17 protein-coding genes are annotated in these 20,400 nt (G+C 70.3%); 6 read left to right on the forward strand and 11 right to left on the reverse strand.

Annotation, left to right across the window (positions count from 1 at the left end):
* Positions 1 to 24: 24 nt before the first annotated feature.
* Together DSM104329_RS27040 and DSM104329_RS27045 are read right to left on the reverse strand one after the other, a co-directional pair.
* Positions 25 to 726 (reverse strand): hypothetical protein, encoded by a 702-nt coding sequence (locus tag DSM104329_RS27040; RefSeq protein WP_259312977.1) that lies wholly within the window; start codon positions 724 to 726, stop codon positions 25 to 27.
* A complete protein-coding gene (locus DSM104329_RS27045; RefSeq protein ID WP_259312978.1) occupies positions 723 to 1,139 on the reverse strand; it encodes a hypothetical protein in 417 nt (138 codons plus the stop codon). The genes DSM104329_RS27040 and DSM104329_RS27045 overlap by 4 nt, the downstream gene beginning before the upstream one ends.
* A gap of 70 nt (positions 1,140 to 1,209) precedes the next feature.
* Between DSM104329_RS27045 and DSM104329_RS27050 the strand changes: the two genes are divergently transcribed.
* Positions 1,210 to 2,934 carry a DUF6909 family protein gene (locus tag DSM104329_RS27050; RefSeq protein ID WP_259312979.1) on the forward strand — a complete coding sequence of 575 codons (1,725 nt, stop codon included), beginning with the start codon at positions 1,210 to 1,212 and terminating at the stop codon, positions 2,932 to 2,934.
* Positions 2,935 to 2,949: 15 nt separating this feature from the next.
* Here the strand turns inward: DSM104329_RS27050 and DSM104329_RS27055 are convergent, their stop codons facing one another.
* Complete coding sequence (locus DSM104329_RS27055) at positions 2,950 to 4,077, reverse strand: cobalamin-independent methionine synthase II family protein (RefSeq protein WP_259312980.1); 1,128 nt, start codon at positions 4,075 to 4,077, stop codon at positions 2,950 to 2,952.
* 178 nt (positions 4,078 to 4,255) lie between these two features.
* On the opposite strand from DSM104329_RS27055, the gene DSM104329_RS27060 reads away from it, so the two are divergent.
* The 5 genes from DSM104329_RS27060 (at position 4,256) to DSM104329_RS27080 (ending at position 8,775) form a co-directional block, all read left to right on the forward strand.
* Positions 4,256 to 4,780 (forward strand): nuclear transport factor 2 family protein, encoded by a 525-nt coding sequence (locus DSM104329_RS27060; RefSeq protein WP_259312981.1) that lies wholly within the window; start codon positions 4,256 to 4,258, stop codon positions 4,778 to 4,780.
* Positions 4,781 to 4,791: 11 nt separating this feature from the next.
* A complete protein-coding gene (locus DSM104329_RS27065) occupies positions 4,792 to 6,045 on the forward strand; it encodes a M24 family metallopeptidase (RefSeq protein WP_259312982.1) in 1,254 nt (417 codons plus the stop codon).
* Positions 6,042 to 7,229, forward strand: coding sequence for an acyl-CoA dehydrogenase family protein (locus DSM104329_RS27070; RefSeq protein WP_259312983.1), 1,188 nt, complete (start codon positions 6,042 to 6,044; stop codon positions 7,227 to 7,229). The genes DSM104329_RS27065 and DSM104329_RS27070 overlap by 4 nt, the downstream gene beginning before the upstream one ends.
* Positions 7,230 to 7,234: 5 nt before the next feature.
* Complete coding sequence (locus DSM104329_RS27075) at positions 7,235 to 8,038, forward strand: HpcH/HpaI aldolase family protein (RefSeq protein ID WP_259312984.1); 804 nt, start codon at positions 7,235 to 7,237, stop codon at positions 8,036 to 8,038.
* Positions 8,039 to 8,100: 62 nt separating this feature from the next.
* Entirely contained in the window at positions 8,101 to 8,775 is a 675-nt protein-coding gene (locus tag DSM104329_RS27080) for a helix-turn-helix domain-containing protein (RefSeq protein ID WP_259312985.1), read from the forward strand.
* A gap of 76 nt (positions 8,776 to 8,851) precedes the next feature.
* On the opposite strand, the gene DSM104329_RS27085 is transcribed toward DSM104329_RS27080, so the two are convergent.
* The 8 genes from DSM104329_RS27085 to DSM104329_RS27120 form a co-directional block, all read right to left on the reverse strand.
* On the reverse strand, positions 8,852 to 10,588 hold the full coding sequence (locus DSM104329_RS27085) for an FAD-dependent oxidoreductase (protein ID WP_259312986.1): 1,737 nt from the start codon (positions 10,586 to 10,588) through the stop codon (positions 8,852 to 8,854).
* A 123-nt stretch (positions 10,589 to 10,711) separates the two neighbouring features.
* The gene (locus tag DSM104329_RS27090; protein WP_259312987.1) at positions 10,712 to 11,188 is read right to left on the reverse strand and encodes a PPOX class F420-dependent oxidoreductase; all 477 of its coding nucleotides are present in this window, start codon (positions 11,186 to 11,188) and stop codon (positions 10,712 to 10,714) included.
* Positions 11,185 to 13,824, reverse strand: a complete 2,640-nt coding sequence (locus DSM104329_RS27095; RefSeq protein ID WP_259312988.1) for an ATP-binding cassette domain-containing protein — start codon at positions 13,822 to 13,824, stop codon at positions 11,185 to 11,187. Before DSM104329_RS27095 ends, DSM104329_RS27090 begins: the two co-directional genes overlap by 4 nt.
* A 108-nt stretch (positions 13,825 to 13,932) precedes the next feature.
* On the reverse strand, positions 13,933 to 15,216 hold the full coding sequence (locus DSM104329_RS27100) for a substrate-binding domain-containing protein (RefSeq protein WP_259312989.1): 1,284 nt from the start codon (positions 15,214 to 15,216) through the stop codon (positions 13,933 to 13,935).
* 19 nt (positions 15,217 to 15,235) lie between these two features.
* On the reverse strand, positions 15,236 to 16,297 hold the full coding sequence (locus DSM104329_RS27105; protein WP_259312990.1) for an ABC transporter permease: 1,062 nt from the start codon (positions 16,295 to 16,297) through the stop codon (positions 15,236 to 15,238).
* Between the two features lie 115 nt (positions 16,298 to 16,412).
* The gene (locus DSM104329_RS27110) at positions 16,413 to 17,333 is read right to left on the reverse strand and encodes an amidohydrolase family protein (RefSeq protein WP_259312991.1); all 921 of its coding nucleotides are present in this window, start codon (positions 17,331 to 17,333) and stop codon (positions 16,413 to 16,415) included.
* 17 nt (positions 17,334 to 17,350) lie between these two features.
* Positions 17,351 to 18,652 carry an LLM class flavin-dependent oxidoreductase gene (locus DSM104329_RS27115; protein ID WP_259312992.1) on the reverse strand — a complete coding sequence of 434 codons (1,302 nt, stop codon included), beginning with the start codon at positions 18,650 to 18,652 and terminating at the stop codon, positions 17,351 to 17,353.
* Between the two features lie 71 nt (positions 18,653 to 18,723).
* A complete protein-coding gene (locus DSM104329_RS27120; protein WP_259312993.1) occupies positions 18,724 to 20,364 on the reverse strand; it encodes a class I adenylate-forming enzyme family protein in 1,641 nt (546 codons plus the stop codon).
* Positions 20,365 to 20,400 lie beyond the last annotated feature (36 nt).

Here is a 20,400-nt window from a genome sequence, read left to right on the forward strand (position 1 = left end):
GTGGCCCGCCGCCCCGCGTCGTCCTCAGCGGAACCGGCGCGGGAACTGCGCGACGATCCCGCCCGACAGCGTGTCGGCCATCTCGAGGATGTGGTCCTCGATCGCGTCGTACTCCCGGATCGAGGCGGCGTAGTCGCCGGTGAGCTGCGCGACCGCCTCGTCGAGCGTCTGGTCGAGGTGCGTCCTCATCATCGACCGCACCGCCTGACGGGGCCAGTTGTGCGGGTTGGCGGCGCTCAGGAAGTCGGCGACCTCCTGCCCGTTGGCATACCAGGCCGCCTTGGCGCTCGCGATCTGGGCGTCGTCGCCGCCCTTGGCCGCCTGCAGGAGCGCGACCGCTCCGGTGATGTGCTCCTTGAGCAGGACGGTCAGCCGCTCACCGGCGGCGCGGCCGTAGTAGGGCTTGACGGCGTTGCCGATGTCCGTCTGGTTGCGCAGCAGCCGCTCCTCCGTCATCGGCAGGTCGGGGTTGCCGGCGGCGAAGCTGACGATCGCCAGCCGGGTCCAGGTGACGTGCTGCTCCCAGAGCTTGCGCATGGCGTCCTGGAACGCCGCCTGCTTGGCGGTCGACATCCCCCGTGGGGCCGTCGCGTGCCCGTGTCCGTCCGCCGCGTGCCCCTCGCCCGCCCCGGACGACGCCAGCACGACGATCATGCTCAGCAGGGCGACGGCGGCGGCGAGCGCCACGGTGACGCGGCGGCTCGGTCCAACGGCAGGGTGGTTCATCGTGGTTCCTCCTCGATCGTCGGCGACCGGCGGCCGCCGTCCGGCTTGACCAGCACCAGGGCGAACGCGAGGCCGACCGCCTCCACGCACTTCGTCGCCACCGCCACGGCGTCGACCGGCTCCGGATCGGGCTGGAGGCCCGGCAGGCCGGTCGTCGTGGCGGCAACCCACGCGGCGATCAGGGCGCCGAGCAGCAGCGCCGCGAGCAGCGCCCCCGGCCGGAGGTCCGGCCGGGCGGTCAGGATGCCGGCCACCGCCACGAGCGCGACGACCGACACGGCGAACGACCAGCCGAGGGCCGGCGCCTCGCGAAGGTGCGCGGGGAAGAGCCCGGCGTGGGCGCCGGCGCTGGAGGCGCACGTCACGATGGCGACCGCGACGGCGAGACGGCGCTGGGTCTCGCTGTGGTGCATGCCGGGGTTAGTGCGACCGGGGCCGCCCCCCTTACCTGCGGCGCGCCGGCCTGCCAACCTGTGGCCTGTCATGCCCGCCCCGCGCCAGCGCCGGTCGCTCCGCGAGCTCGCCGAGCGCGTCTCCGACGAGGTCGAGCTCTACCACCGCACCTACTCGACCCTGCTGCGCTCCTCCGGCGAGACGCTGCTGCGCGTCCTCGAGCCATCGCACCGGGCGATGGAGTCGAGCCTGCACGCCGGCGCCGCGTCCGACGATCCGGACCTCGGCGCGTTCCTCTACGCGACCCACCGCCTGCCGAGCGACGTGTGGCGCGCCCGCCTCGTCGCGATGGGCCAGGACGCGATCGCGTTCCAGCGCGCCGGGCTCGGCGACCTCGACGCCATGGAGGCGGTCGAGGCGCCCGCGCGGCGGCGGCGCTGGCACCGCGACGGCAGCGGCCTGCTGGGCGTTCTCATCGCCTCGGGCTCCGATCTCGACGACCTCATCCCGACCCTCGTCGCCTACCAGATCGAGTGGAACAAGCTGCACGACCGCGTCGCGGGCCTCGAGCTCCCCGAGGCGGTCGACGCCGCGTGGTGTGCGGAGCTCCTCGGCGGCGGCGCGGACGACTGGGCGCGCATCGCGGAGGCGTGGGACGGCGACCTGCGGACGTTCCTCGGCGAGGTCGGCACCCGCGAGCTCGACCTGCGCATCCGCATGCTCAGCGGCAGCGAGGTGGGCTACGGGCGCGTCACGCGGCGCTGGTGGTCGCCGATCCTCGCCTGCCTGCACGAGCGGGGCCTGCTCGAGCGCCGCCTGTACCTCGTCTCCTCGAACACGCACTCGCTCGTCAACCTGCTGACCGGCGCGGCGCGCGCGCACGAGGACGAGATCGTCGACTGGCTCGAGCACGACGGCCCCGCCGACCTCCGCGCCGAGCTCGGCAAGCTGCGCTCGGGGCGCACGCGCGGCTCGTGGGACAACCTCCTGTACTTCACGGCGCGCGAGTTCTTCGGCGCATACCCCGAGAGCGCTCCGACGTGGGACGAGCGCCGCACACGCGAGCGGCGCCTCGGCGTCGCCCACATCCCGAGCAGCACCGCCGTCCGGGTCTCCGCGCAGGTCTTCGATCCGCGCCTCCTGGACCCCGAGGCGCTCGACCCGCGCCTGGCCGACGTCGACGCGGGCCGCCTCGCCACCGCCGACGCGGTGATCGTGAACATCGACTATCCGCTCGGCGTCGGGGCCTACAACATCCTGCGCGAGATCGGCGAGTCGACCGACACGCTCGCCGGCGTGTACGTCCTCGGCAAGGCGGCGACGCTGAACGCCGACGTCGGCGACGTCCTCATCTCCGACGTCGTCCACGACGAGCACTCCCGCTCGACGTACTGGCTCGACAACGCGTTCTCGTTCGACGACATCGCGCCGTTCCTGCTGTTCGGCTCCGGCCTGGACAACCAGCGGGCCGTCACGGTGAAGTCGACGTTCCTGCAGAACCGCGAGTACCTCGACTTCTACTACCGGGAGGCGTTCACGGTGGTCGAGATGGAGGCTGGCCCGTTCTGCAACGCCGTCTACGAGATCGCCGACCTCGACCGCTATCCGGTCGGCGAGGCGGTGAACTTCGCCAAGCTGCCGATCGACTTCGGCGTGATCCACTACGCCTCGGACACGCCGTACACGCAGGCCCGCACCCTCGGCGCCCGCGGCCTGTCCTACTACGGCATGGACTCGACCTACGCCGCGTCGCTGGCGATCCTGCGCCGCATCATGTCCCTCGAGGGCCTGCTGCGCGGCGCCGGCGGCGGCTGAGCCCGGCGGCCGCGGTCAGAACAGCTGCTGCGAGGCCAGCTCGGCGCCGTCGCTCATCGCGCGCAGCTTGAGCCACGCAACCCCGGGATCGACCTGGGAGAAGCGGATGAACGTGTCGAACCCGCAGTCGGTGCCCGCGACGACGCGCTCCGCGCCGATGACGTTCGCCAGCCGCGTGAGCCGCCCCGCGACGACCCGCGGGTGCTCCACGTAGTTGGACTTCGTGTCGATCGTCCCGAGGATGACCCGCATGCCGTCCGGCAGCGCGACGTCCTTGAAGACCGCCCACTCGTGCTCGTGGCGGGGGTTGGCGCCCTCGGGGTAGATCGTGCCGACGTTCGCCTTCAGGACGTCGGGGAGGATCCGGTCCAGGCCGATGTCGCAGTGGTGCGGGCCGGCGTAGTTGCCCCAGCAGACGTGCAGGCGCACCTGCTCGGGCGGGATGCCCTCCAGCGCGCGGTTGAGCGCGTCGATCGCCAGCGGGAGGTGCGTGTCCCAGCTCTCGATCGAGCTGCCGACCGAGCGGCAGTGCGCCGCCATCGCCAGGTCCGGCGAGTCGATCTGCAGGTTGAAGCCCGCGTCCGTGATCGCGCGGTACTCGTGGCGCAGTGCGCCGGCGAGCGCCTCGAGGTACGCCTCGTGCGACGGATAGTGCTGGTTGGGGTAGTTGAACGCGATCTGACCGGGGCTGATCGCGCCCATGAACGCGGTCGCCGGCGGAGCGTCGCCCAGCGCGCGGCGGAAGTGCTCGATGTCGCGCGTCACCGCGTCCGGGTCCTTGACCTCCACCGGCCCGACGCAGTTGGAGAAGACGACGTGCGCCATGGAGTCCGTCGCGAACAGCCGCATGGCGAGGTTCGGGAACGGCGCCACGTCGTCGGCCTGGAACTCGGACCGGCCGGCGAACCCGGTGAAGCGCTCCTCGACGTAGGTGCTGAAGCCGGGCTTGCTCATCTCGCCGTCGCTGACGACGTCGATGCCGGCCTCGCGCTGCTTGCGGACGACCTCGTCGACGGCGGCCGCGATCCGGGCCTCGAGAGCGTCCTCGTCGACGTCCTGGCCGTCCATGCGCGCCCAGACCAGCTCGACGAGGTCGTCGGGCCTCGGCAGGCTCCCCGCGTGGGTCGTGAGGATGCGGTCCACGGCTGGTCGCAGGGTCCCGCCCGAGCGCCGCGCTTGTCAAGCGGCCGGTCGAGCCGGCCCGGGTGGGTCGAAGCCCAGGACGTGGTACCTCCGGTCGGAGGTTTCGGCACAACGGCGCCCCCGTTAGTTTCGCACGCAGGTGACCGACGGGATCACCCTGATCGACTGAGAGGACGACGTGAGCGACGACGCGACAGCGGCCATCGACGGCGGCCTCGACCCGGCCGAGGCCCTGCTTGCGATCGAGCAGATCAAGCAGGTCCGGGCTCGCTACTTCCAGACGCTCGACGAGAAGGACTGGCCCGCATGGGCCGCGCTCTTCACCGACCGCGCGGTCCTCGACTTCCGCGGGGAGATCCAGCACCAGGTGCGCGACCCGGAGCAACGTGCCGGGCTCGGCGACGACGCGTTCCTGTTCAACGGAGGCCCGGCCGCCGCCGAAGCGTTCGAGAGCCATCTCGCGAACTGCGTGACGGTGCACCACGGCCACGACCCGCAGGTGAAGCTGACCGGTGCCGACACGGCGACCGGGCTGTGGGCGATGTGGGACTGCCTGGACTACGGCCACGAGCTGTTCCAGGGTTACGGGCACTACCGCGAGCGCTACCGCCGCGTCGACGGGCGCTGGCTGATCGAGCAGCTCGAGCTCACGCGGGTGCGGACGGTGTGGGAGCCGATCGAGCACCGTTGGTCGCGCCCATAGCGCCTCCCGCCATGAGCATCGATGTCCAGCCACCGGGAGCTCCCGGACCCGCACCCGCCGGCGACGACCGCGGCGCGGGCGCCCTGCCGTTCGATGCCGAGCGGCTGGACCGGGCGATGCGCGATGCCGGCATCGACGTCCTCCTGATCAGCGCCCGCCACAACGTCCGGTACATGCTCGGCGGCTACCGCCATCACTACTACGCGAACGAGGAGTCCCTGGGCCTGAGCCGCTACCAGCCGGTGGTCGGGTACGTCGCGGGCGCTCCGCAGCAGGCGTTCTTCGTCGGCAGCTGGATGGACCGCGACCCGTTGGCGCTACATCCGATCTGGGTCGCCGACGTTCGCGCGGTCACCACCGATGGCACGCAGACGGGGGCGCTGGTGGTGGACGCGCTGCGCTCGCGGGGCCTCACGCGCGGCACGATCGGCATCGAGGCACCCTTCCTGTCGGTCGAGGCCTACCGCCCGATCGCGGACTCGCTGACCGCCGCGCGGTTCGTCGATGCCGTGCCGGTGCTCGAGCACCTGCGGGCGGTCAAGCGGCCGCACGAGCTGCGGCTCCTGCGCGAGGCGTCGGAGCGCACCGTCGACTCCATGCTCGCGGTGTTCGCGCGCGCCGGAGCCGGCGATACGGCGGTCGACCTGGAGGGGTGGATGAACGAGGAGCAGCTGCGACGCCACGTCGAGTTCCTGTTCACGTTCATCGCCCTGGGCACCGACGGCAACCGCACGCCGTCGCATCGCCCGTTGGAACGCGGGCTGACGATCAGTCTCGACTCTGCGGGCAAGCTCGAGGACTACATCGGCGACCTGGCTCGCATGGCCATCGTCGGCGAGCCCGATGAGGATCATGTCCATGCGCTCGAGGCGGTCGATCTCGTCCAGATGGCGGCGCGCGAGCCGATCCGGGCCGGCGCGATCGGGTCGGCGATCTACGACGCCGCCGACCAGGCCGTCTCCGACAGCCCGTTCGGCGCCGACATCGCCTTCGTGGCCCACGGGATCGGGCTCGTCTCGCACGAGGCGCCGCGCCTGGCGCAGGGCACCGCCAACCCGCATCGCTATCCGGCCGCCCACCGTGACCTCCCGCTCGAGGCGGGCATGGCCGTCTCGATCGAGACCACGCTGGCCCACCCACGCCTCGGCTACGTGAAGCTCGAGGACACGGTGGCGGTCACCACCGACGGATGCGAGGGCTACGGCGACGGTGGCCGCAGCTGGAATGTCATCGACACGAAACGGAAGATGAGGACGCGAGCGTGACGACCACGAGAGGAGCGACCGCGACGGACGGCGCTGCGGTCAAGGAGGCCCTCCGGCAACGAGCCGCGGACCTGGTGCCGGACCTGTCGGAGCGTGCGAGGGAGATCGACGACGCGCGCCGGCTTGACCCTCATATCGTCGATCGCCTCCATGCCGCCGGGCTGCTCAGCGCGGCGAACCCCTGGCGGTTCGGCGGCGAGGGCGAATACGACGCCCTTCTCGCGGCGACGTACGAGCTGGGACGCGCCTCGGGATCCGTGGCGTGGTGTCACGCGGTCTGGACGCAGCACAACTGGATGGCCGGGCTGTGGCCCGAGGAGTTCCAGAGCGAGTACTTCGACGCCACCGGCCGCGTGCTGTGCTCGTCGGCGTTCAACCCGGCCGGGGCGAAGGTCGAGCCGGCAGACGGCGGCTATCGGGTCCGCGGGCGATGGAATGCCGCCAGCGGCTGCGACAACGCGCGTTGGCTGATGCTCGGCGCCGTGCTGCCGGAGCGCAAGCTCGGGTTCCTGATGGTGCCACGCGACGACCTGGAGATCGTCGACACATGGTTCGTCTCCGGCCTGCAGGGGACGGGGAGCAAGGACATCGCGATCGCGGAGGCGTTCGTGCCCGACCATCGTGTGGTCACGGCGGAGTACCTGACCGAGGTCCGCGACGCCGGATCCGATCGACCCTCGTCGGCGCTGCCGATCTGGCCTCTCGTGACGCTCAGCCTCACGTACGCCACGATGGGCATGGTCGCCGGCGCCCTGGAGGCGTTCGAGGGCAAGCTCCGATCCGGGGCCACGAGCATCGCGGGCAACCGGCCGGCCGACGAGCCCGCCGTCCAACTGCGGCTGAGCGAGTCGGCCGCCGAGCTGGACGCGGCGCTCCTGTTGTCGGAGCGCTCCGTCCAGGACATGCTTGAGCGAGCGCGGTCGGGCAACCTGCCCGTGCTGTCGGACCGCCTGGTGTACGCCCGCGACCGCGCATACGCGTCGACGCTCACGGTGCGCGCGATCAATCGGCTCTTCGACGCGAGCGGGGCGTCCGGGCTGTACGCCGAGGCGCCGATCCAGCGCTTCCACCGTGACGTCCACGCGGGGTCGCATCACCCCGGCCATTCCTGGGACGTGTACGGAGTCCACTACGGCCGGGATCGCCTGGGGCTCGACCTGAGCCCGACGGCGCGGCTCCTCTGACCCCCATGGCGATCGCGCGCACCGGGACGGCGCCGCCGCAGTTCAGAGCTGCGCTGGCATCCGATCAGCCGCTGTTCGGAGCCTGGCTGCAGCTCGAGAGCCCGCTGGTCGCCGAGGCGATCGGTCACGTGGGATTCGACTGGGTCGGCATCGACACCCAGCACGGCATGATCGGCTACACGGGGATGCTGTCGATGCTGCAGGCGCTGGCCATCTCCGGCACGCCGTCGATCGTGCGCGTCTCCACGAACGACCAGGGAGCGATCGGCCGGGCGCTCGACTCCGGCGCGCACGGCGTCATCGTGCCCCTGATCGAGAGCGCCGACGCTGCGGCGCGAGCGGTCGCCGCCTGCCGGTATCCGCCCGACGGGGTCCGCAGTTGGGGACCCATCCGCCCGTCGCTGGCTGATCCCGGCGTCGGAGTCCGCGACGGCGACATGCGCGCCGCCTGCATCGTGATGGTCGAGACCCGCGCCGGTGTCGAGCACGTCGAGGAGATCGCGCGGGTCCCCGGTGTGGACGGGATCCTCGTTGGACCGGCGGATCTCGGCATCTCGCTCGGCGGGTCGCCCGGTGAGACCCTCACGAGCGAGGTCAACGACGCATCGGTGCGGGAGATCGCCCGGGCGTGCCGTGACGCGGGGGTCGCCATGGGCTCCCTGGCGCCAAGTCCCCAGCGTGTCGACGAGTACGTCCGCGCGGGATGCCGGTTCGTCGCCGCTCACCGGGATCTGCAGTCGATGATGACCGCCGCCGTCGACGCGCTCACCGTGGCGCGGGGGACGAGCACACGGCCGAGCGGGCCGTAGACGAACGGTCCATTCGGAGGTACGCGCCGCACGGACGGCCGCAATACCTTTGCTGAGCGCCCGTGTCATCGCACAGACCGAACGACTCCGAGGGACTGGCAGAGGTTCCCCACTTCGTCACGAGCCGACTGCGAGCCAAGCGCCAGCAGACCGGGCTCAGCGTACGCGCGCTCGCACGGCTCGTCGACGTCTCACCGAGCTTCATCTCGCAGATCGAGAACGGCAAGGCCAACCCGTCCGTCGGGACGCTGCTGGCGATCGTCTCCGCCCTCGGGCTCTCGCTCGACGACCTGTTCGCGGAGACCGAGGACGCAGAGCCGGTCCCTGCGAGCGACGTCGGCGAGCTCGGGTCCGCCGCCCCGCCGCAGCCGCCGGCGTCCCGCGCATGGCACGGCGGATGGGTGCTGCGAGCAACCGACCGCCCGATCGTGGACCTCGCCGGCGGCGTGCGCTGGGAACGCCTGACCCCGGACGTGGACCCGGACGTGACGTTCCTCTACGTGCGGTACGACGTCGGCGGATCGTCCTCGCCCCCGGGGGCGCTGATGCAGCACAACGGCCGCGAGTACGGCCTCGTGCTGAGCGGCAGCCTCGGCGCCCAGGTGGGAGAGCAGACGTACGTGCTCGACCCCGGTGACTCGATCGTGACCGACTGCACGATCCCGCATCGCTTCTGGACCATCGGCGACGAGCCGGCCATCGTGATCTGGACCATCATCCGCACCGACGCCGCCTGACCATGAAGCGAGCGGGCGGCGCGCGGCCGCCCGGTCCCGAGACCGAGCGGCCGCTGCCGCATGCTCGCCTCCGGCTTCAGGCCACGGCGGGCTTGGCCGGCGCGATGCTGCGCGACGGCTCCTCGCTGATGGCCTGCGCCGCCCGGTAGGCGATCGCGATCATCGGCCCGAGCGTCCCGCCACCGGCCCAGTACGCGCGCGCCGCCGCCGACGCGACGCAGTTGCCGACTCCGTACAGACCTCGGATCGGCTGGCCGGCATGGTCGACCACCTGCGCCGAGGCGTTGATGCGCGGTCCGCCCTTGGTGTCGAGCGTGCCGCCCGAGAGCAGCGAGGCGTAGTACGGGCCCTGCGCGTCGAACGGGCGCATGACCGGGTTCTTGCGCGCCTGCGCCTCCTCCGACAGCGGCCCGCCGAACACCGTCAGCTCGACCTCCCGCTCACCGCGATGGAAGTCCTCGTCGACGCCGTTGTCCGCCATCTCGTTCCAGCGGCTGATCGTCTGCTCGAGGCGCGGCAGGAAGTCGTCGACGAGCTCGACCGGACCGGTGGTCTCCCGGAAACGCGCCAGGCGCTCACGGACGTTGGTGACGAGCTCCTCCAGCGTCTCGCCCCGGATGATGTGCGACTGATCGGAGTCGTCGGGCACGATGCTGTTGCCGTAGAACTCCTTGGCCGAGTTGTCCTGCGAGTACTGATCCCAGATCTGCACCATGACGCGGTTGGGGAACTCGCAGTTGAGCGGATCCCAGTCGTACATGCGCTGGATCAGCTCGTTGTAGGGCAGCTTCTCGTTGAAGCCGCGCTCGCCCTTGTAGTTGACGAGGATCATCGAGTCGCCGGCCACGGCGAACGTTCCGGACATGTGCGGATCCTTCTCCGCGACCCACTGCACGTTGACGGCGCAGCGCCACGCGTACTGCATGTTGCCGAGCTCGGCGCCGATCGCCGAGCCGATGCGCACGAAGTCGCCCTCGTTGCTGCGCGCCGCACAGCCGCCGATCGCCGGCACCGCGAGGAAGTTGTCGCGGAGCTCCTTGTCGTGCGTGAATCCGCCGGTGCCGAACAGGACCGCCTTGCGCGCGCCGACGCGGAGCGTCTCACCGTCGACCGTGGTCGCCACCACGCCGACGACCTCGTTGTCGTCGGTGGCGATGAGCCGCTGGACGCGATGGCCGGTCCGGATGTCGACGCCCGCTTCGTTCGCCGCCTTGGTCATGCCCCGGATCGCGATCTGGCCGCCGTCCGTCTCGTCCTCGTTGACACCGTCGGGCGTGAGGTGGCGAGCGTTCGCGACCTTGTCCTCCTCGAGGTTCGCCCAGTAGTCCGTCCAGTGCGGGGCGTGGCGCGCCGGCAGCGCGCCGCGGTCGGACAGGAGCTTGGCTGCCGGCCACGCGCTCTCGTAGATCCCCTTGTAGAGCGAGTACTCGAGCTCGCTCTGGCCGAGGGTCGGATGGTCGGGGTCATACTTCTCCGGCCGCGAGATGCGCGCGACGTAGCGCAGGAAGTCCTCCTCGCGGTCCTCCAGACCCTGCTCCTGGAGAAAGCCGTTGTTGGGCACCCAGTAGATGAAGGCGGACTTGATGGTGGTGCCCCCGACCTCGGGAGCCTTCTCGAGCAGGATGACGTCGTTGCCGAGCCAGCTCGTGAACAGGGCGGACGCCAGGCCGGCGCACCCGCCGCCGACGACGACGACGTCCGTCTCGACATCGAACTGCAGGTCGCGACTGGGTAGCGCCGAATCACGCGGCGCGACCGGTTCGTGCTTCGCCGCCCGGATCCGAAACGGCTGAGAGTGCCCGTTCTCCGACAACTCTGTCCCTCCAATCGGGTTTGCGTCGGCCGGAGGCGCATGGCCGACGAGACAGGTGATGCTCAAGCGTACGGACGGCTCGAGGGGTGCAACACGTCCGATCGGAGGTACTGGCGGTGGATCCTACGAGCCCTCGAGCTCAGGGTCGCCCGGGTACATGTGCACCACCTTCTCCGGCGTCACGCGCAGGACCACGCGAGGCTGTTGTGGATCCATCCAGGGGTACTCGTCGGCGCCGATGTACTTCCGGGCCATCTCGTTGATGTGCTCGTCGGCGCCGTCGCGCGTGGGCGCGGAGACGCGGCCCCGGATCTCCACGAACTCGTAGGGGTTCGCGAGGTTGACCACGTTGCAGGTGATCCGCCCGGTGCGCTCGGCGTTGCGCACCCAGGCCCGCCCACGGACCGAGTTGAGCACGACCTCGCGGCCGTCGGTGTCCACCCATACCGGGAGGGCGTGGATGCTGCCGTCGGGGGCCGTGGTGCAGACGGTGCAGACGTTGCGATCGCGCAGCAGCCGGCAGACCTGCTCGTCGAGTCCGGTCAGCCGGCGGATCAGCAGCCCTCCGACCGTACTGGGGGACGGCGCGGAATCGGTCATCCAGCGGCGGGCGAGGAGCGGCGGGACGGCATGACCTTGCGCACGATCGTGCGGCCGTACGTCCTGGCCGCCTTGGCGGCGCCCGTCGTGTAGATGAGCAGGGCGATCAGCGTCAGCGCACCCGTCAGGATGAAGCTCGCACCGTCGCCGAGACCGAGGGTCGTCGGCATCGTCTGAGCCATGGCGAGCAGGATCGCGCCGAGCATGCAGCCGATGAACGTGCCCCGGCCGCCCAGCAGGCTCGCGCCGCCGAGGATCGGCGCCGCGATGGCCAGCAGCGTGTACTGATTGCCGACGGTCGAGTCGCCGACGCCCACCTGGCCCGCGAGAAGGATGCCGGCAAACGCCGCGAGGATGCTGCAGACCACGTAGGAGAGCGAGCGCAGACGGGGAGCGTTGACGCCGAGCCGGTAGGCGAACTGCGGGTTCAGACCCGTCGCGCGGAGCCTCAGCCCCTGCCCCGTGGAACGCAGCAGCCGGTCGGCGATGAGGAACAGGACCGCCAGGACGACCATGGGCCACGGGATGAAGCTGATCTTGCTGGTCAGTCCGTTGGTCAGATCGAGGCTGATGGATCCGGCCGCCGTCGGGCGCAGCAGCAACCCGATGCCCTGCAGGATGCCCAACGTCGCGATCGTGGCGATGACGGGGGAGATCCTCACGCGTTCGACGAGCGTCGCGTTGACCGAGCCGACGACGATGCCGACCCCGATCGCGACGAGGATCGATACCACCAGGCCGCCGATCAGAGAGGTGGTGGTGACGATGAACGACAGCAGCGCGACCGTGACGCCCATGAGCGCGCCGACGGACACGTCGATGCCACCGACGAACATGACCGCGAACTCCGCGGCGGCGACCGCCGCGAGAGGCAGGGCGAACAGCAGGACGTTGTACAGGCTCGCCGACGTGAGGAACGTGTCGTTGCGGCTCTGCGTGTACGCGCCGAGCGCGACGAGCATCAGGACGAGCAGACCGAGCCGCATGGCCTCGGGGTGGTTGCGCACGAGCTGACGCAGCGCGCCGGGCGGCTTGGCCGCCTCGGGCACGACGGTCTCCGCAGCCGCCGTCCTGACCGCCGCCGCGTCCTCGCCGCTGCGATCGGACTCGACCGCGAACGCCTCGACGATGCGCTCCTCCGTCGCCGTGGCCCCAGGCAGCTCGGCGACGATCACGCCGCGCGATGCGACGAGGATCCGATCGCAGAGCCCGGCCAGCTCGGAGGCGTCGGACGACACCAGGACGACCGCGAGCCCGCGCTTCGCGCTGTCGCGCAGCATGTGGTAGATGTCGATGCGCGAGCGGACGTCGACGCCCTGGGTCGGCTCGTCGATGAGCAGGACGTCCGGCTCGGTCGCCAGCACGCGTCCGAGCGCGACCTTCTGCTGGTTGCCGCCCGACAGCGACGTGATCGGGTCCTCGGCTGAGCCGAGGCGGATGCCGAAGGTGTCGACGCTCTCGCGGACCTGGCCCTTCTCCTTCGCCCAGCTGAGGACCCCCGCGGTGGAGAGCTTGCCCAGGACGCCGACCACCAGGTTCTCCCGGATGGCCAGCGACTGGAACAGCGACTCCCGGCGACGGTCGCTGGAGAGCAGCGCCACGCCGGCGCCGACGCTCTGCCCGAAGCTCGTGACCGGCGATCCCTTGACGTCCAGCCTGCCGTCGGGCACGTCGATCGCGGCCAGGCCGCGCAGCAGCTCGAGCTGGCCGTTGTCGTCCGCGCCGGCGATGCCGACGATCTCCCCGGCGCGGATGGCGAGATCGACCGGGCCGTATCCGATGCCCCGAAGCTCGCTGGCGGCGAGAAGCGGCTCGCCGATCTCGTCGGGACGGGCCCGGTCGGGGAACTCGACGTCCACGCTCGTGCCGGCCATGAGCTCGACGAGCCGGTTGGTGTCGACCTCGTCCCGTCCATACGTTCCCTGCCAGATCCCGTCGCGCAGGACCGAGATGCGATCCGCGACGCGGAACACCTCGGAGAGGCGATGTGTGACGAACACGACGCCACAGCCGTCCGCGGCCGCTCTGCTCATCAGATCGAGCGCGATGGCGACCCCCGCGGCGTCCAGCGCGGATGTCGCCTCGTCGAGCAGCAGCACGGCGGGTTTCGCCATCAGCGCCCGAGCGATCTCCAGCAACTGGCGGTCACCCGGCGACAGCGTGTCGGCCAACGCGGTCACCGGGATCCGGTCGAGGCCGAAGTCACGCACCCGTTCGCTCGCCCACTGGTCGACCCTGCGATAGGCCGGACGCTGGCTCACGGGCGTCCCCAGATACAGGTTCTGCGCCACGGTGAGGTCGGTGAGCACCGACCCGTCCTGGAAGACCGTCAACGCGCCGTGGCGCTGCGACTCCCACGGCGTGTGCCTGGTGCAGGACGAACCATCGATCTCGACCGTGCCCGTGTCGGGTCTGACGGTGCCGCTGACGATCCCGACCAAGGTCGACTTGCCCGATCCGTTCTCGCCCACCAGCCCGTGAACCTCACCGCGGCGCAGCTCGAAGTCGCCCTGCTGCAGCGCCCTGACCACGCCGTAGCTCTTGGAGATCCCCTTGGCCACGAGCGGCAGCCGCGCGTCGGTGGACGGTCCAGAGGCAACCGCATCCGGGCGGCCGGTCGGGACGGTCTTGCTCACCAGGTTCTCGCTCTCTTGCGACACTTTCATCGGTATGGCGTTGGGCTTGACGAGCTGCTTGGTGAGGCGCGCCGGGCGCCCCACCAAGCCCCTGCGGCTCAGAGGCGCCTAGCCCCCGAGGATCTTCGCCGTCAGCGAATCCGGCACCAGCGACGAGGCCCCCGGAAAGTCGGCGGGCTTGCCCGGCGCGCAGTCGGACGCCTTGGCCTGCGTGAACGGGAACGGATAGATGAGCTCGGCCGGCGCATCCTTGCCCATCGCCTTCGCCATCGACGCGTCGACCGCGGCGCCGGCCGCCCAGTTGAGCGCGTTCGTCTGGTACAGCTTGAACTGCTGCTTCTTCCACAGGCAGGACGTGCCGTTGTCCTGGGTCCACGTGATGATGGCCGGGACCGGCTTGTTGGCCTTGTTGTACGTCTTGACCATGACCGGAACCGGGTTGGAGTAGCTGTAGAGGATCGCCTTCGCCGGCTTGCCGGAGGCGATCAGTGCGGACGTCGCCTTCTGGGCACCCGCGGGCGTCCAGCTCGTGTCCGCCTTGAAGATGGCGTTCGTGCCCGCCTCCGTGGCGCACTTCTGCCAGCCCGCGTCCTGCGGGTTGCCGGGGGTCCCGGAGAAGTATGCGACCGGCGCGCTGCCGACCGCGTCCTTCGTGGCCTGCGCCATCGTCTTGCCCGCCTGGCAGATGTCCGGCTGGACACGCGTGGTGATGGCCGAGGTCGGCGCGCCGTCACCGGGCCCGACGTAGGTCGAGACCGCCGCTCCGCTCCGCTGCGCCGCGGTGAACGCGGAATACGCCGCCGGTCCGAAGTCGTTGTACGAGACGATCGCCTTCGCGCCCTGAGCCGTGAGGCTGCGCAGGTCGGACTGGAACTTGGCCAGATCCCCGTGCGCGTTGGTGGAGATGATCTTGCCGATCTCCGGATACGTCAGCGCCTCGAGGATCGCGTTCATCTTCGAGAACTTGCGCCAGGTGTTGTCCCCGAAGCCGTCAGCGATTCCCAGCGTGATGTCACCGCTGCCGACCGTGCAGGTGTTCGCCTGCCAGCAGGCGTAGGCCTTGGCCTGCGTGGCCGCATCAGGCACCGCAGTCGCCCGCTTGAAGTAGTCCAGAAGCATCGGAGGCAGCGAGCTCGCCGTGACCGTGTCGGTGTTCATGGCGGTGTTGACGGTGTTCTGCACCTGCGCGTCCGACACGGCGGCCGTGGTCTGCGAGCCGCCGCTCGTCGTGGCACCGCCGCCGGAGGACGTGCTTGCGCCGGTGCTGGTGCTCGAGCCGTTGGACGACCCGCAGCCGGCGACGACGAGCAGGGCCAACAGCGCGGCACAGGCAACCGTCAACGCGAGCAGCCGGCGGGGCCGGCGCGCGTTGGAGGTCCGATCTCGAAGCATGCGAAGGTCTGCCTTTCGGTTAGGTGGTGGTTGCCTGAGCGCCGTCAGGACTTCCGGGCCGGAGCGAGCGGTACCCCTGCCGGATCCGTGGCAGGTTCTGAATGACGAAGACCAGCGAGAGGCCGAGGGCGAGGACGGCTCCCTGAACGATCAGGCGGACCCCGGCCGAGTAGCCCTTGACGCGCAGGTCGTAGTCGAGCACGGTGATGAAGACCGCGCCCAGGAGCGTCGCCACGGGGCTCACCCGCCCACCGGTGAGCACCGCGCCGCCGAGCACCACGGCGACCACGCTGGAGAGCAGATAGGGATCGCCGAGTGTCAGGTCCGGAGTGCCGACCTGACCCGCGGCCAGCACGCCGCCGATGCCGTAGGCGAGAGCGGCGAGCACATAGGCGAAGACCCGGTAGCTGCGCGCCCGTACCCCGGCAAGCGTCGCGGCGCGGGCCGCGGCGCTGCTCGCCACGAGACGGCGCCCGGGAACGATGCGATGCAGGAAGAAGGTGGACGCGAGCGCGAAGAGGATCGCGAAGATGAACAGGTAGCTGACGCCGCCCAGGTCGGCGCCCGCCGCGTCGGAGAGGTTGCTCGGCACGTTCGTGAAGGTGAGGACGTCGCCGCGATAGAGGCGCATCGCCCCGAACACGAGCTGGCCCACGGCGAGGGTCACGACGAGGGCGTTGAGGCGCAGGATCTCGACCAGCACACCGTTGAGCAGTCCGATGACCACGCACACCACGGCGCAGGTGAGGAGCGCCTTCGGCAGGTTGTCGCTCTGCTGGGCGGACTCCTTGAGGACGATCGAGCCCATCAGGGTCATCACGGCGGGGACGCTGAGGTCGATGCCGCCGGTGCTGACCACGAACGCCTGACCCGTGGCGACGATGATCATGATCCCGATCAGGGGGGTCAGGGTCGACAGCGACGCGAGCTTGAAGAAGTTGCTCGTGACGAAGAACTGGGAGACCGCCAGCAGCACGATGACCGCGCCGGTGATCACGGTGAGTGGCGTGACCCGCAGCCGCGCGCGGCCGGCGCTGCGCTCGCTGGCGGTCTTGGGCGTCGCGTCAGACCCGTCGCTCACAGTCTCCTCCTCATCCCTTCCGGGACGGTAGATCCGCGCCGATGGCGGTGACCACCTCCGAACGGAGGTAGTGCGCGGGGACGTGTGGCGGCAGCGACGGGGCCGAGCGCAGCGGTTATGCGTGCTCGGGCGCGGGCAGGGGCACGCGGTAGGCCCTGGCGGCGGTCTCGACGAAGAGCGCCGAGCGCTCCGACGGACTGAGATCCGCCGTCATCTCGTCGTATGACCTCCACAACGTTGCATAGGTCGTGGCCATGCGCTCCACCGGCCAGTTGCTCGAGAACAGCGATCGGTCGGGTCCGAAGATGTCGATCGCCTCGCGGACGATCGGCCGCATCGCCGCGACCTCCCACGGCCCGCCCCCCGAGATGAACGACATCCCGGAGACCTTGATCACCGCGTTGGGGACGCGCTCGGCGAAGCGGCGCAGACCGCTGCGCCACTCCCGCAGTCCGTCATCGATCTCCGGCGTCGGCACGCCGGTGTGCCCGAGGATCACGGTCAGCTCGGGAAGACGCGAGAACACATCGGCTGCGAGCTCGAGCTGATGACTGAAGACGAGGAGGTCGAACGACAGCCCCCGGTCGCTCAGCCGCCGCAGGCCGGCCTCCCAGGCGGGGTCCTCGAGCAGGTTGAACGTCAGGATGTCCGCCCGGGTCGAGTCGGGGTCGTACCACGCCTCCTGGCGGACGCCGCGGAAGAACTCGTGCTCCTGATGGCGGTCGAGCACCTCGTCGAGGCGGGGGTCGCGCAGATCGGCATACCCGACGCAGACCGTCGGCACCGGATCCTCGGGGGACGCGGCCGCCAGACCTGCGAGCCATGCGGTCTCCTCGACGGGGTCTATCGCGTGATCGACCTCCGCCTGGACATGCACGGTCGCGAGCACGGCGACATCGGCGGCGTCGCGGCGAAAGTCGGACACCAGGTAGTCCTGCCGCAGGGTCTCGCCGAGGTGCGGGTCCTCCATCCACGGATAGCGCGTCCGCCCGACGTCCCACAGATGCAGGTGCGCGTCGACAACGGGCAAGCTCATGACCGGGCCCGCGGTCGTCAGCGGGCCGCGACCGCGGCGGCCGGCTCGTCGGCGTCAGGACCGGTCTCCCCGAACTCCGAGATGATGTGCTCGGCGAACCACTCGAGCTGTTGCTTGGCGTCGTCGAGGGACATGACGCCCTGGTCGAACAGCAGGGTCAGCCAGTCGAGCTGACCGTCGGCGTGCACACGGTGAAGCGCCTCGACATCGCGCTTGACCTCGTCGGGCGTACCGGCGATGGCGTACTTCGACCTGGTGAAGCGATCCATGGTCCACTCGGACTTCGGGATCAGCGACTTGCCCTTCGGCCATCTCTCCTCGTCGCCGGGCATCCGGAAGGCGTCCCAGAACCCGAACCCGCCGAAATAGAGGTCGAAGACGAAGTAGCCGCCGTCCTCGACGAGTTGCAGCGCGCGCTGACGATCGGGATGGATGGTGATGGAACGCATCGCCCCGACGCTCTCCCCGAGCCGGAGCTCGCGCCCGTGCAGGGCCGCGTGGTCGCGGTAGGTCTCGCACAGGGCCCGGAAGTTGTCCGGATACGAGGTGAGGATCATCGGGATGATGTCGCGCTCGGCCGTGTAGGTCATCGTCGAGCCGCTCATGCCGAAGGCCTGGAACAGCGGGGGATGGGGCCGCTGATATGGCGCCGGGCACACCGACACGCCACGCAGGTAGCCGTCCTCGCCGATCTCGCCCGGCGCCCCGTACTTCGCGGTCAGCTCGCTCACCGGCCACTGCTTCGGGGAGATGCCCTTCTCGTACGGGCTCGGGACCTCGTAGAACCGGCCCTTGTAGCGCAGCAGATCCTCGGTCCACGCCTTGATGATGATGTCGAGGTACTCCTCGTGAACCGCGCGATTGTGCTTGTCGACGTCGCTGCCGTCCATGGTGGCCGCCTCGACGCCGATCTGCTGACCGAGGATGTTCACCCACCGCGACTGGTAGCCGCGGGCGAAGCTGGCGAGGAACCTGCCCTTCGTCAGGTGGTCCAGGTACGCCATCTGCTCGGCGACGCGGATCGGGTCGTTGCCCGGAAGCACGATGGAGTTCGGCATGAACTTGATGCGCTTGGTGCGGACCGCCAGGTCGGCGTAGAGCAGGAGCGGCGCCACCGATACCTCGAGCCCCTCCGAGTGGAAATGGTGCTCGGTGGTCCCCACCGAATCGAAGCCCAGCTCGTCCGCGAGGATCGCGAGCTCGCGCACCTCGTGGAGCATCATCTGCCAGCGGTCGCTGTTGCGCGCGATGGGACGGAGCCGCTCACGGTCCGCCAGCGACCCCGGAATCGTCGGGAGCATGAACAGGTTGAACTTCACGGGATGGCCACCCCTCTTCGAGAACGTGCGGCACCGTCCGGCGCGACGCTAGACAGGGAGCGATGGTCCGACTACTTCCGATCGGACGGATCTGCGTGCGGCGCCCGCCCACGGGCGCGCAGCTCGCGGCGCAGGACCTTCCCGCTGGCCGTCTTGGGGATGACGTTCACGACGTGCACCTCGCTCGGGCACTTGTAGACGGCGAGCTGCTCGCGCGAGAAGGCGATGAGCTCCGCCGGTGTCGCCGCGCCCGGCTCGCGCAGCGTGACGTAGGCGAGCACCGTCTCCCCGCGATAGTCGTCGGGGGCTCCGACGACGCACGCCTCGGCAACGCCCGGATGCCGATGGAGCACGTCCTCGACCTCGCGGGGCCAGACCTTGAACCCGGATGCGTTGATGATGTCCTTCAGGCGATCGATGACGAAGAACCATCCATCGTCGTCGCGTCTGCCGAGGTCGCCGGAGTGAAGCCACCCGTCGCGCACCGTCTGCCGTGAGGCTGCGGCGTCACGCCAATAGCGGCGGACGACCTGGGAACCGCGCATGAGGATCTCACCGACCTCGCCGGCCGGCAGCTCCGAGCCGTCCTCGGGGTCGGCGATCTTCGCGTCGGTCCCGCAGACCGGGACGCCGACGGCCAGCGCACCCGACACGGGGTCGACCGGCGCTCGCCGTCCCAGGGGCGTCATGTGGGTGGGACCGCTGCTCTCCGTCATCCCGTACGTGTTGTGGATGTAGACGCCGGTGGCCTTCTCGTAGCGCTCGACGACCCCTGGATGGACGGGTGCTCCACCGGTGGCCACCTTCACCAGCGACGAGATGTCCCTCGTGGCGAAGGTGGCCTCGCTCATCATGGCCAGGAACGCCGTCGTCGGCCCGATGATCCAGGTGCCTCGCCAGCGTTCGATCAGCCGCAGCATCTCGGCCGCCTCGAACCGGTAGAAGAGCACCATGGGGATCCCCGCCGCCCGTGACGCGCAGAGGTGTCCCGCGATGCCGGTGATGTGAAACAGGGGCGCCATCGCGACGGTCACGTCGCCCGGTCCGAGCTGCCACCACACACGGTACGTCTCCGCGGTCTGGACAAGCGCGGCGTGCGTGATCTCGGCCGCCTTCGGCGGCCCGGTCGTACCCGAGGTGTACGCGAGAAGGGCGAGAGCATCGGGCTCCGGATCCGCCGGTTCCAAGCGCGTACCGCGATGGCGCTCGACGAGCGAGGCGAACGTCACCGCGCCGGGGCATTCCAGGCGCCGGTGCGTCGCCAGCATCGCCGGGACGCTCTCCAGGAAGTCGAGCTCGCACACCGTGATGACCTGCTCGATCGGCGTCTCGCCGACGACGTCCCCGACGACGGCGTACAACGACTCGAGGCAGACGACCGCGCGTGCCTCCGAGTCGCCGAAGTAGTGCAGCAGCTCCCCGCGCTTGGCCATGACGTTGATGCAGACGGGCACCGCGCCGGCCAGCCAGATCGCGTGCAGCGTCATCGCGAACTGCGGGATGTTCTGCATCATCAGCGCGACCCGGTCGCCGGCAGCGATCCCGTAGTCGTCTCTCAGCGCCGCGGCCAGCGCCACGGCACATTCGCGTGCCGCCGCCACGCTGATCGTGGCATCGAAGTAGTGCAGGGCGGCATCGGCGCCGTCCCGGCCGCCCGACCGCTCGTACAGCTCGAGCGCGTTGCGGTAGGACGGCACGATCTCCGCCGGCACGTGGCGGTCGTACGCGGCCACCCACGGTCGGGGATG

It is taken from the genome of Capillimicrobium parvum (assembly GCF_021172045.1).
GTDB lineage: Bacteria > Actinomycetota > Thermoleophilia > Solirubrobacterales > Solirubrobacteraceae > Capillimicrobium > Capillimicrobium parvum.